This window comes from Parasphingorhabdus sp. (assembly GCF_059726685.1).
The window spans coordinates 1,790,899-1,802,520 of sequence record NZ_AP041068.1; the positions used below are offsets into that span (position 1 = coordinate 1,790,899).

General features: G+C 52.8%; 17 protein-coding genes. 11 read left to right on the top strand and 6 right to left on the bottom strand.

Features of this window, described 5'->3' with window-relative positions; all coding sequences use genetic code 11:
- Window positions 1-92 precede the first annotated feature (92 nt).
- The 6 genes from AC6I9Z_RS08910 to AC6I9Z_RS08935 all read left to right on the top strand — a co-directional run bounded on the left by AC6I9Z_RS08910 (window position 93) and on the right by AC6I9Z_RS08935 (window position 4,385).
- The gene (locus AC6I9Z_RS08910; protein WP_461456883.1) at window positions 93-329 is read left to right on the top strand and encodes a PadR family transcriptional regulator; all 237 of its coding nucleotides are present in this window, start codon (window positions 93-95) and stop codon (window positions 327-329) included.
- Between the two features lie 197 nt (window positions 330-526).
- Window positions 527-1,435 (top strand): hypothetical protein, encoded by a 909-nt coding sequence (locus AC6I9Z_RS08915; RefSeq protein ID WP_461455342.1) that lies wholly within the window; start codon window positions 527-529, stop codon window positions 1,433-1,435.
- 325 nt (window positions 1,436-1,760) lie between these two features.
- On the top strand, window positions 1,761-2,219 hold the full coding sequence (locus AC6I9Z_RS08920; protein ID WP_461455343.1) for a hypothetical protein: 459 nt from the start codon (window positions 1,761-1,763) through the stop codon (window positions 2,217-2,219).
- 89 nt (window positions 2,220-2,308) lie between these two features.
- On the top strand, window positions 2,309-2,761 hold the full coding sequence (locus AC6I9Z_RS08925) for a PaaI family thioesterase (RefSeq protein WP_461455345.1): 453 nt from the start codon (window positions 2,309-2,311) through the stop codon (window positions 2,759-2,761).
- Window positions 2,762-2,772: 11 nt separating this feature from the next.
- Window positions 2,773-3,714 carry a cyclase family protein gene (locus tag AC6I9Z_RS08930; RefSeq protein WP_461455347.1) on the top strand — a complete coding sequence of 314 codons (942 nt, stop codon included), beginning with the start codon at window positions 2,773-2,775 and terminating at the stop codon, window positions 3,712-3,714.
- On the top strand, window positions 3,711-4,385 hold the full coding sequence (locus AC6I9Z_RS08935; protein WP_461455349.1) for a chromophore lyase CpcT/CpeT: 675 nt from the start codon (window positions 3,711-3,713) through the stop codon (window positions 4,383-4,385). Before AC6I9Z_RS08930 ends, AC6I9Z_RS08935 begins: the two co-directional genes overlap by 4 nt.
- A 34-nt stretch (window positions 4,386-4,419) precedes the next feature.
- Here the strand turns inward: AC6I9Z_RS08935 and AC6I9Z_RS08940 are convergent, their stop codons facing one another.
- The 4 genes from AC6I9Z_RS08940 to AC6I9Z_RS08955 form a co-directional block, all read right to left on the bottom strand.
- The gene (locus tag AC6I9Z_RS08940) at window positions 4,420-4,866 is read right to left on the bottom strand and encodes a GFA family protein (protein WP_461455351.1); all 447 of its coding nucleotides are present in this window, start codon (window positions 4,864-4,866) and stop codon (window positions 4,420-4,422) included.
- A 305-nt stretch (window positions 4,867-5,171) separates the two neighbouring features.
- The gene (locus AC6I9Z_RS08945) at window positions 5,172-5,627 is read right to left on the bottom strand and encodes a DoxX family protein (RefSeq protein WP_461455355.1); all 456 of its coding nucleotides are present in this window, start codon (window positions 5,625-5,627) and stop codon (window positions 5,172-5,174) included.
- Window positions 5,627-6,058, bottom strand: a complete 432-nt coding sequence (locus AC6I9Z_RS08950) for an ion channel (RefSeq protein WP_461455357.1) — start codon at window positions 6,056-6,058, stop codon at window positions 5,627-5,629. Before AC6I9Z_RS08950 ends, AC6I9Z_RS08945 begins: the two co-directional genes overlap by 1 nt.
- A 45-nt stretch (window positions 6,059-6,103) precedes the next feature.
- A complete protein-coding gene (locus AC6I9Z_RS08955; RefSeq protein ID WP_461455359.1) occupies window positions 6,104-6,754 on the bottom strand; it encodes a hypothetical protein in 651 nt (216 codons plus the stop codon).
- On the opposite strand from AC6I9Z_RS08955, the gene AC6I9Z_RS08960 reads away from it, so the two are divergent.
- The 3 genes from AC6I9Z_RS08960 (at window position 6,755) to AC6I9Z_RS08970 (ending at window position 8,845) form a co-directional block, all read left to right on the top strand.
- On the top strand, window positions 6,755-7,303 hold the full coding sequence (locus AC6I9Z_RS08960) for a DUF3429 domain-containing protein (RefSeq protein WP_461455361.1): 549 nt from the start codon (window positions 6,755-6,757) through the stop codon (window positions 7,301-7,303). It begins immediately after the preceding gene.
- A 222-nt stretch (window positions 7,304-7,525) separates the two neighbouring features.
- On the top strand, window positions 7,526-7,732 hold the full coding sequence (locus tag AC6I9Z_RS08965; RefSeq protein WP_109357399.1) for a cold-shock protein: 207 nt from the start codon (window positions 7,526-7,528) through the stop codon (window positions 7,730-7,732).
- Window positions 7,733-7,861: 129 nt separating this feature from the next.
- Entirely contained in the window at window positions 7,862-8,845 is a 984-nt protein-coding gene (locus AC6I9Z_RS08970; RefSeq protein ID WP_461455364.1) for an alpha/beta fold hydrolase, read from the top strand.
- Here the strand turns inward: AC6I9Z_RS08970 and AC6I9Z_RS08975 are convergent.
- Both AC6I9Z_RS08975 and ung read right to left on the bottom strand, forming a co-directional pair.
- Window positions 8,842-9,189 (bottom strand): Mpo1-like protein, encoded by a 348-nt coding sequence (locus AC6I9Z_RS08975; protein WP_461455366.1) that lies wholly within the window; start codon window positions 9,187-9,189, stop codon window positions 8,842-8,844. The genes AC6I9Z_RS08970 and AC6I9Z_RS08975 overlap by 4 nt on opposite strands.
- A gap of 38 nt (window positions 9,190-9,227) precedes the next feature.
- Complete coding sequence (ung, locus tag AC6I9Z_RS08980; RefSeq protein ID WP_461455368.1) at window positions 9,228-9,932, bottom strand: uracil-DNA glycosylase; 705 nt, start codon at window positions 9,930-9,932, stop codon at window positions 9,228-9,230.
- Window positions 9,933-10,063: 131 nt separating this feature from the next.
- On the opposite strand from ung, the gene AC6I9Z_RS08985 reads away from it, so the two are divergent.
- Both AC6I9Z_RS08985 and AC6I9Z_RS08990 read left to right on the top strand, forming a co-directional pair.
- Window positions 10,064-11,197, top strand: a complete 1,134-nt coding sequence (locus AC6I9Z_RS08985) for a beta-ketoacyl-ACP synthase III (protein WP_461455370.1) — start codon at window positions 10,064-10,066, stop codon at window positions 11,195-11,197.
- A gap of 14 nt (window positions 11,198-11,211) precedes the next feature.
- On the top strand, window positions 11,212-11,616 hold the full coding sequence (locus tag AC6I9Z_RS08990) for a GFA family protein (protein WP_461455372.1): 405 nt from the start codon (window positions 11,212-11,214) through the stop codon (window positions 11,614-11,616).
- The last annotated feature ends 6 nt before the right edge of the window (window positions 11,617-11,622 follow it).

Sequence of the window (11,622 nt, forward strand, 5' to 3'; positions counted from 1 at the left end):
ATATATCGATATAATGTCATATGCGAAAAAGCAGATCACCTTCCAAAGCAACGCAACTGACCTTGAGGGCGCTGTTCGATTCTGCACGAGGCATGCATGGATACGAGATAATGAAGACTGCTGGAATCAAGCCGGGCACGCTTTACCCAATGTTGGCAAGATTGGAAGATCAAGGTCTCCTTAATTCGGAATGGGAAAAGACTGGCGTTGAGGGGCGACCACCACGCCATATTTATTGCTTAACCCAAGCCGGACGAACTTTTACGGCCAAACTGATCGATGATCGCCATGCAACCTCAGCTCAAAAACTAAGCCCCAAATCCACATGATATTATCGCTTTTGCAGTCCTTGATTCAATTCCTTGTACCGGACCATCGCAGGGACTGGGGTCATGCTATGCAAGCTGAGATTGCCAACATTAAATCACCGTTCACTGCCTTTTACTTCGCGACGGGATGTCTGCTGGCTTGCTGCAGGTTTCGCCTGGAACAAAGTGGATTAACGTACAAATATTGGGAAAGCACAATGAAAGACAGATTTGCACTCTTATCAACGGTATCAGGATTAATCGCATGCTTGATTGGCTTGGCATATCTTAATCTTGCAGGCGCTCCCCTTACAATGATTCTGGTGAACGGTGGGGCTATGATCATTGGGCTGCTATTGGCATTTACGATTAGATTCTCACTACGGACAACCGAGAGTTTTTTGACGATATTGACTGTCGTCTGCTCTTTAATTTTGTTTGCTACAGCTATTTTTGGATATGCGATTTCAGATGCACGACGCTGGATCTTGATCGGACCATTTTTTGTCCAAACAAGCTCCATATTGTTGCCGCTGGTTGCAATAAGCTTTGCCAGAGTCCAAAATCCCTGGACAACATTAGCTGTTATAGTTGCTGCACTGGCAATGGCAGCACAGCCCGACAGAGCGATGGCCGGAATGCTGTGTTTAGCCACCCTAGTTGTTGGCTGGATGCGTGCGAGCAAGTGGACGGCCGGCGCAGCTGTTATTTGTACCATGACATTTGCTGCAACCCTGTTACTGCCCGACAACTTAACAGCAGTTCCCTATGTAGATCACATAATCTGGACTGCTTTTGAGATTAATTTGGTCGTTGGATTAGCTCTCTGGTTTGGATGCTTGTTGATTGTAAGCCCGATAGTATTTCTTTCAAAAAGTGAACGGACAACCGGACACTATGTTTTTACGTCCTGCTGGTTTGTATTGATTACCGCCGCGGCCATGGGAGCATATCCAACTCCGCTTATCGGATATGGCTCCAGCGCAATAATCGGATATTTCCTTAGTTTAACTTTGGTGCGTACCAAGCACGAGTTGAGTGCAACAAAGGAACCAAAGAACCTAGGCGGAACCGAGAAGAAGGACTCGCAATTTAAAGTAAGCAAGATGTCTGCAGTGGGTGTTTAAAAGCGCTGCTGCTCCATGAGGTTGAGTTGGTCCGCGAAACACAGACTTGAGAAACTTTTGAAAGCTATTCCCGTCAGTCGATTTGTGACATCTATATCCGTAATTCTAAGAGCCCGAAAAAAGGCAAAATGAAACGTCCGCTTTCCGAACAAAGCATCCATTGACATGACAAGCATTCCAGAACGGACGGACCATCTGTTGCCAGCCTGAAGGTGACCGCCCAATCCCACAATCCAACCGGCTCGTCGCAATGGGACGGCCGCAATTTACACGGTGCGGCAAAAGGACTTCAGGGGCAGTTGACTATCGGTGGAGAGGTTTTTTGATGCCCGATTTTCGATCTGTTCGCGCGGTTTCCTTATTGGTCGCTACTGTTCTGGTTCTGTCGACTTGTGCCCGGGAGGATGATCGTCCGTATGTGGGAGGCGGGCTTGACCGTGATCCGCTTGAAGCCCTGTGGCATTTGCGCGCCGGACTGAATGTTGCGGCGCTGAGCTGCCGGGGCAAGGGGCGCAAATCGGTCAGAGACGCTTATCATCGCCTGTTGTCAAAGCACCGCAGCGCGCTTGATCAAGCATATAAGGCCGAGGAGCAGAGGCACGGTAAGGTTGGCCTGGATCGGCATCAGACCAGTCTCTACAATCGTTTTTCCAACCAGCGCAGGCCAGCTCGTTTTTGTAAGGTGGCCGCCTCAATAGCCGGGCGCGCCAATGATATGGACAGTACTCGACTAACCAGCAATTCCCGAAAACTGCTCGGTGAATTGCAATCCCATCTGCGATAGTGACAGTGCGTCGACAAGTACCTATCACAAATTCCTATTTCCCTCCATCGCACGCCGTGGCACTTTGATAGTCAAAGGAGTTCGCGCCGATGCAAACTGATGCCGATACCGTCCAGACGGAGAAATATAGCGTTCCTTTTGTCGAACGCACTGGCATGCGGCCGTTGGATAAGCGGAGAGGCTATGTGAATATGCTGATGCCTCTGACCGGGAATGAAAACCATGTCGGGGTAATGTATATGGGCGCCTTTACTGTGCTGGCAGAGGCTGCGGCTGCAACACCGGCCATTGATTTTCTCGACAAGAAGCGGTTTTTCCCGATCATCAAGGATATGTTCGTCGATTTCCGCAAACCGGCGGCAAGCGATGTCACTGCTGAATATTGCCTGAGTGCGGCGGATATCACGGCATTGCAAGCCGATCTGGAGCGCAAGGGTTCGGCCGGCTATCTGGCGGAATTGGAGATTAAGGACGCTGACCATGTAACAGTCGCCCATGCGAAGGTAACGGTGAAGTTGCTTAGCCACGGATATAAGAAATAGGGAGAGAGAATATGCGAGCTTTGGGATTGATTTTGGCGGCAGCAACGCTTGCGATGCCAGCAATTGCACAAGACACGAAGAAGAGTTGGTATCCCAGCAAATACGGCGCGGAAGATACCAAGGGCGCTATGAACAACTTGTCGCCGGAAGCTACGGTGAATGCCGCAAAGCTGGTAAAGACCGGCAAGACTTATGCTCTGGGTGTGGTGACGGGGCCGACGACACCCGCCTATCCGCCGCGATCCTATAGCGCGACGGTGCTGCAGACCAATGATGGGCAGGGCGGTTCGATGGGCGCAAACAAAGTCACAGCCCATGATGATATCATTCACAGCTGGGTCGGGATCGGGACGCAGATTGACGGGTTTGCGCATCTCGGCATCGACCATCATTATTATAACGGTGTGAAGGGTAGCGATTTTTATTCGCCTGCAGGCGTGACGAAGTTCGGAACGGAGACGATACTGCCGACGGCGACGCGCGGTATATTGCTCGATATGACCAAGCAATTCGGCAAGGCTGTCCTCGATCCCGGTACGGCATTCAACCGGGCAGAGATTGAAGCGGCCGCCGAGGCAGCAGGTGTTACGATTGGCAAGGGCGATGTGGTACTTTTCCACACTGGCTGGATGAGCAAGAGCGGGAGTGATCCGCAAGGCTATATCGCGCAGCAACCAGGACTCGGCGTTGAGGGTGCGAAGTATCTCGCGTCACTGGATGTCGTGATGGTAGGTGCGGATACCGCGGCGCTGGAGGCAATTCCGTTTGAAGACCCGACCAAGCCGTTTATCGTACATCAGACATTGCTGGCCAAACATGGTGTACATATCTTGGAGAGCATCAACACAGCTGAGCTGGCGAAGGACGGCGCTACCGAGTTCCTGTTCGTGCTGGGCCAGCCACGCTTTAAAGGCGCGGTACAGATGGTGATCAATCCGGTGGCTATTCGGTGAACCGTGATATCTCGGTTTTAGCGGCTTTGATATGCTCGCAACTTGCTGTCGGCTGCACTCCGACCGCAGATATTGTTGCGATTACCGATGCACAAAATACGCAATCATCAGACAATCAAGCTGAACGGCTGGCCGCGATGATGGCTGGCCGCTTTGCCGAGCAAGGCGATAAAGCGATTTTTGATTTTCGCAGCAGGCTGTCGTCGATGGGCGAGGGGCAGTGGCTATACTACCAGCGGGATCACGGCAAGCGCGAAGCGGGAGATACCCGCAAGGCCTATCGTCAGAGGGTGCTTCAGTTGGTGAACCGGCCGGATGGCGTCGTCGCGCGGATTACGTGGAGCTTGCAGGAACCCGAAGGTTATGCCGCCGCGCCCAATAATCCGGCTCTGTTGGCGGCGCTGAGCCGAGATGCTCTTCTTCCGACACTAGAGCCTGGCTGCGAACAAATCTGGGCGCTTGAGGGTGTCACATGGCGCGGCCGCGTAGATCCGGCGAAGTGCACGATTTTCTCAAAACGTCGAAACCAACGGATCGCTATTGGTTCAGAAACACGTTTGACTAAGAGTGCATTGCAAGAAGCTGAGCGCGGCTTTGATCTGGACGGCAAGCAGCTTTGGGGAACAGCGCCCGGTGCCTTTTCAACAATGCAGCGGGTAAAAGTTGAATAGTTGATGGAGCGCTTGGCACTACACCATGCCGGCATCATTGCATTTCAGCGGCGAACATGGCTTCCACCTCCGCGCCGGTCAGGTTTTTGGTCTGTTCGGCCAGACTGTAATAGTCGGGCTTGCTGTCGATATAGACTTGGGTGGTGAAGTTCAGATCATCTTCATTGTCGAATATCGCACTGGCAATCATGTATTGGCCGGGCTCTTTCAACCGATAGTACAGATTGGTGCCGCAGGTTTTGCAAAACGCCCGCTCGGCCCACTCGGAGGAGTTGTAGACCGTGATATGGTCTTCGCCCGTTATGGTGACATCGGTACCGCAATCGAGTTCAAAGGCGGGACCGCCACCCCAGCGCCGGCACATGTGGCAATGACAGGCACCGACTTCTGTACTGGCTTGATGTGCGGTAATCTGGATCGCGCCGCACAGACAATGCCCTTTGCGTTCTCTGGTTTCAGTCGGCTCGGGGGTATTGGTCATAGTCGCTCTCCTGTTCAATCGCTCGGCAATCATAGACCGGAACAAGAGTGGATGAATTGATCATGGTCAATGAATCAAGCCGTCCCGCTAGAGCATTATGACAAGGCTGGTATGATCCAGACAAAGGACATTGCGATCAGTGCGGCGAATAGTGAAACAGCAAGGACCCATCGTACTCCTTGTGGCCGGGTTTTGTTGCTGGCTTCCTTTTCCGTAACTAGAATTTCATCTCCATGGCGTTCCATTGGGCCTTCCTTCCAAAATTGCCCTCCGCGTGGGAGCATAGCACAAATTGACCGGAATGTTCAGGGTGCGGATGATTTGGCACGAAACGGCCAGTTGATGACGTTGCCAGCGATCAATGCCCACCAGATAAAGACGGGTTGAAACAACAATCGCGGACCGTGATAGGCCCAGCTCGCAGTCTCTCCACCGATGGCGATATTGTTGACCGCATGATTGATGTTCGCCGGATAGACGCAAAATGCATAAAGGGCGAGCCCAATACCGGCGGCATAGCGGATATGCGGAATGAGTTTGGGCGGGATCAGCAGGCCGATGGCTCCAGCTATTTCAGCAACGCCTGTCAGAAAGATGACCTGTTCCGGGAATGGCACCCAGTCAGGTGTGATGGCGAGAAATCCGCCCGGGCTTCGGATATGGAGGATACCGGCGACGAGATAGACGACGGCGAGTAGCAAACGGAAAAACCGGCGCGTGATAGTCTCTGAAACCGGAGAAGCTTCCGGCAGTTTGGCCATCACTTACTGCCGCCCATGCGGTGGACGACGGAGACAAAAAAGGCGGTGGACCAGCCCAGCAGGATAATGCCGTTGACGCCTTCAATCGCCGCAACCATGCGCCAGCTTTGGTTGAGAGCATCGTCATTATAGCCCGTGGTGGCATAGGTGATCGCAGAGAAGTAGACTGCATCGGGCAAGGTCGGCAGTGCACCAAGCAACAGATAGACAAAAGCATAGAGCCAGATTTCAATGCCGTGAAGCGTAAACAATCCCAGCACAAGGATTAATGTCACCGACACACCGCGCAATGACATCGGATGAATATGCTCCTCCGCCTCCTCGCGAGCTTCAATTCTCAAAAGACGGGCAAGGCCGTACATACCAGTGCCATGGATCAGGACGGTGAGCAGCACCACTCCGGCGCTGACGAGAAGTTCTGCGAGCATCATCTGACTGTGCGCAAGGACAGGTGGTCTCGTCAAGTGGTGATCGGGCTAGTCGCCCCACGGCGGTGGCGGCGTCTCGACTGGTTTTGACAGATCAAATTCAACGCGGAAGAAACGAGCATCAGCCGTTTCGGGTCGCCGCAGTTCATAGGCGAAGCGGGCCTCCTGCTCGCCGGGAGGGCTAATCTCGACTGCCCATGTGTTGGTCACGGATTGATCAAGGCCTTCTGTCTTGAACAGAGCAATGGACTCTTCATCGACCGGGAATTCCTGGCGTTCTGCTGTGCCCTCTGCGCTGGTATCGCCGCCATAATTACTGACTGCATCCAGTGATCCATCGTCGTGCCGATGGCGATGTTTCAGACGCAGACCTTCCTCCGTGCGCGTGATGATCCACGTCCGCGAACGGTTCCAACTGCCGTCGGCATTGCTGATATGAAAAGGGATTTGAATCTCACTCTGGTCGCAGGTGGCGACATGCATGATCATTTCTTGACCCATCATATCCGCATCGGCTTCCTGATCGGAAACCAGCTGCCCCGGATAAGCCTTGTCACAAAGCAGCGATAGACGTTCAAAATAAACATCCTGTGGTGAAGGATCGGGTGCGACTGGTGGCTCGCCCGGCTCACAAGCGGACAGGGTTATGGTGAGGACTGCGGCGCAGGCAGCGCCTCCAAATTTAAGTGTCTGTTTCATATGATAACGCGCTACACTTTATCGGCGGCAAGGGAAAGAGCCGCGGTGCTGGCGTTACGAAACACATTGGGCTATTTGCCGGACATGCTGAACGATATTCCGATGGCTCCACGCCTGTTTGGTCTTGCGGGCCTTTTGCCGCCGCTTTTCCTGACCTTCACTGCCTTACTGGGACCACCAGAATGGCAATGGAGCGCTTTGGCTATTGCATATGCTTATGCTGCACTGATTGTTAGTTTTCTGGGCGGTGTCTGGTGGGGGCTGGCGGCTGCGCACAAACAGGCACCGGGATGGATTTATATTGCCGCTATTTTGCCCAGCCTGATTGCTTTGGCAACCTATGTGCCTTGGATATTGGGCTGGTCATGGCCCGGGCCGTCGATGTTATTGCTGGGGCTGTGTATCATGGGGTCACCGCTGGTGGACAGACAGCTGGCTGCGGCAGGAATAGAATCGCAGTGGCTGTTGACCCTGCGCTGGATATTGTCGTTAGGATTAGGTCTGTTAACCTTGACAATGGCGGCCATTGCGCTGGTTTCGACGCCGTAAATGCCCGCGTTAACGCATCCGTCGGGTTAAGCCGTTTGCTAAGTGCGGGTTAGGCTGCTACGGCCATCACAGCTAATAATCGCGTACGACGAAATTCTTGTTTCGCGGCTGGTAAAGCAGCCCGCATGCTCTTTTTTCCTTTTTCTCGACGTTTGGCGACCCCCGTCTGGCGCGGCCGAAAGGTCGGACAGACACCACTAAGTAATGAATAGGAATAAGAATATGCCTACAGGCACAGTAAAATTTTTCAATACGGACAAAGGCTATGGATTTATCGCCCCTGAAGATGGCGGCGATGACAGCTTTGTTCACATCACAGCCGTTCAGGCTGCTGGTATGCAGACGCTGGAAAAAGAACAGCGCCTTACCTATGATATTGAAACCGGGAACAATGGCAAGAAAGCAGCTGTAAATCTTCAGCAAGCTTAACGCTATTGGCCTTTATGGCCGGTAACTATCTGAAGGGGCGGGACGGCTTTTGCTTTCCCGCCCTTTTTTTCTGTCCTACCGGCGGCTCGATATGTATTGTCATTTCTTGACACTATCTGGGGCAAGAACATGAAAACTACGCTGCGTATTTTATTGGCTTTGATCGTTATATTGATCGCCGCGTTTTTCATATTCCGCACGCCGGATACCGATCGTGCGGAGATGATCGCTAAATACAGCAATGACGCGTCGCAATTTATTGACGACGGCGTCGGCGGGCAAATTCATTATCGTGATGAAGGGAACAAGGAGGGACCAGCGATCTTGCTGATCCACGGTTCGAACAGCCTGCTTCAGACATGGGAACCCGTTGTGGCTTTGCTGAGCGACAAATACCGGCTGATCTCGCTTGATCTATATGGCCATGGCCTCACCGGTCCTCAGGCAAACGGCGATTACAGTGCCGATACCAATATTGCCGCGGCGACGAAGGTGCTCGATACCGTGGGTGTCGAAAAGGCTTATTGGGTAGGCAACAGCATGGGCGGTTGGCTGTCGTGGCGTGCCGGTCTGGCAGTTTCTGAGCGCGTTTCAGGGCTTGTTTTGATCGATGCATCTGGCGCGCAAACGGACGAAAAGGTCAAGCCCTATCTGGCAGCAAGACTGGCGCGTTCGTCTATCGGACAATTGCTGTTGCCTGAAATTACTCCCAAATTTCTGGTGCGCTCGTCATTGGAAGAAAATTTTGCACAACCAGAACGTCTGACCGATGAACTGGTGACGCGCTATTGGGAATTGCTGCGCTTTCCTGGCAATCGTCAGGCTTCAGTCGCGCGCGGCAAAACGGCACGCGAACCGGAAAAGTGGGCGGAAGTCGGAAATCTAAGAATGCCCGTACTGTTGCTTTGGGGAAAGCAGGACACGGTCATTCCGGTGTCTCACGCAAAGGCTTTTGAAGAAGCTATCCCAGGGTCCAAACTTATCATTTATGAAGATGCCGGACATCTGCCGATGGAAGAAACACCTGATCAGGTAGCGCGGGATATAGGAACCTGGATCGAAGGAACTGAAACGTTGAAGGCACAGGAAGCAGAGTTGGAAGCGGCCAGCTAAGCGTCCTCTACGCCCGCCTTTTGAAGCTCAGGTTTCAGGCGTCCGGTCAGCCACAATCCCCACATCTTGAAATCTGCGATCAGGGACCACAGAGGATATGTGAAGGTCGCTGGACGATTCTTCTCGACCCGCCAGTGCGCCATCCAGGCGAAAAAATAGCCTGCGAGAGGCATGGTCAGCAGCAAAAGCCAATTGGTCGTTGCCACCGAATAAAAGGCGATCAGGACAACCAGACTGGTTCCTACATAATGCAGATTACGCGTCGCCGGTTTGGCATGTTCCTGCAAATAGAACGGCCAGAATGTATCAAAACTCTGATGCTCTTTTTGTCTGTTGGACGTCATTGGCTTGGCCCCTTTTGTGCTTTGTGCGCAATCATAAGCTAAACGGGCGGCAAAGACCAGTCGATCGGCGGCAGGCCATTATGCTCCAGAAAGCTGTTGGTCTTGCTGAAATGCTGACACCCAAAAAAGCCATTGTGCGCCGAAAGCGGGGAGGGGTGGGGTGCCTTTAACACCAAATGCTTGCCGCCTTGATCGATGCTTTGGACAAAGCCCGCTTTCTTTTGCGCATAGCTACCCCACAACAAAAAGACGACGGGCTCTTCCTTCGCCGCGATCAATCGGATGATCGCATCGGTGAACTGCTCCCACCCCTTGCCGCGATGTGAGGCTGCTTCTGCTTGTTGAACCGTCAACACGCTGTTTAGCAACAGCACGCCTTGCTGTGCCCAGGATTCCAGAAATCCGTGCTGGGGGCGTTGCATTCCGATATCGCTTTCCAATTCCTTGTAGATATTGACCAGCGACGGTGGCGGCCGGACGCCGGGTTGCACGCTAAAGCAAAGCCCATGCGCTTGTCCTGGGCCATGATAGGGGTCTTGCCCGAGGATCACGACACGCACCTTGTCTAGGGGTGTGAGGTTGAGCGCCCGAAAATATTCGCTGCCCTTGGGAAAGATCGTTTTGCCGGCCGCTTTCTGCTCCAGCAAAAAGGTCCGCAGGTTGGCCATGTAGTCGCTGGAAAATTCGGGCTGGAGCGGCGTCTTCCAGCTTCCATGCAATTTAATGCGGTCGGTTTCGGTCATGCCTGACAAATAGCAAGATAACAGCGCTTGGCAATTGGCGCGCAACATCGCTTGCTAGTTGCCCGTTGGGACTTTACGATATCGGCCAATAATTGTTCATTCTTCTTCAAGGTTTAAGAGAATATCGCCCTATGACCAACACCAACATCCCCGTGATTTCTGCCACTGGCCTCTTCACACCCACCGATAGCATCAGCAATGAAGAACTGGTGACGAGCTTCAACGCTTATGTCGATTTACATAATAGCGAAAATGCAGATGCCATTGCCGCTGGCGAAGTCGCCGAGTTGCAGCATAGCTCGGTAGAATTTATCGAAAAGGCATCGGGCATCAAATCGCGCTTCGTGCTTTCAAAAGATCCGATTCTTGACCCCGAAACCATGTGCCCGCGATTGCCCGAACGGCCGGATGACGAAATCTCCGTCCTTGCCGAAATTGGCGTTAAGGCGGCCGAGCAGGCGCTGGAACGGGCGGGGCGGAAAGCAGAGGATGTCGATGCCGTACTCTGTGCCTGTTCCAATCTGCAGCGGGCCTATCCTGCCATCGCGGTCGAGATTCAGGATGCGCTGGGCATTGGTGACGGTTTCGGTTTTGATATGAACGTGGCTTGTTCGTCTGCAACATTTGGTATCCAGACAGCGGCGGACTATATCCGTTCCGGCAGTGCCAAATCGGTATTGGTAATCAATCCTGAAATATGTTCAGGTCATTTGAACTGGCGGGACCGTGACAGCCACTTCATCTTTGGAGATGTAGCGACAGCCATATTGGTGGAAGCAAAAGACATCGCACCAGCAGAACATTGGGAAATTGTCGGGACCAAGCTCAAGACGCAGTTTTCGAACAATATCCGTAACAACTTTGGCTTCCTCAACCGGACCAGTCCGGAAACACGGGATGACGTGGATAAGCTATTTGTCCAGGAAGGGCGCAAGGTCTTCAAGGAAGTGGTGCCGATGGTCGCCCAGATGATTGTGGATCAAGCGGCGCGACTGGGAATCGAGAATACTGACCTTAGGCGCCTATGGTTGCATCAGGCCAATGCGGGGATGAACCGGTTGATCGCTCAGCGTGTGCTTGGTCATGAAGCAAATGATGATGAAAGCCCAACCGTGCTGGATACCTATGCGAATACGTCTTCGGCTGGGTCAATCATCGCGTTTCACAAGCATAGCGCCGATCTGTCGGACGGAGACATTGGACTTATCTGCTCATTTGGCGCAGGATATTCGGCGGGAACGGTTTTCGTTAGAAAAGTCGCATAAACGGGGAGAATATTATGACAATGACAGGACAATGCCTTTGCGGGTCAGTAAGCTATAGCGTTAGCGGAGAACCACAAATGACCGGTGTCTGTCATTGCAAAAACTGCCAGCGTCAGTCGGGTAGCGCCTATTCTGTATTATTTGGTGTAGCCAATGATCAGCTGAGCATTCAGGGCGATCTCACAACTTATGAAGATAGTAGTGAAACGGGCAATGTTGTAGAACGACACTTCTGCGGCAAATGCGGTTCGCCGCTGCTGTCCACACTGCCAACGCAGCCTGGCATGACCTTCGTCAAGGCGGGCACGTTGGACGATACCAGCCATCTCAATCCGCAAGTACATTTCTGGACCAAAAGTTCGCAGGACTGGGTGACCATTGACCCCAATGTGCCGCAAATTGAAGGCAATCCGGGTTAGGAACGG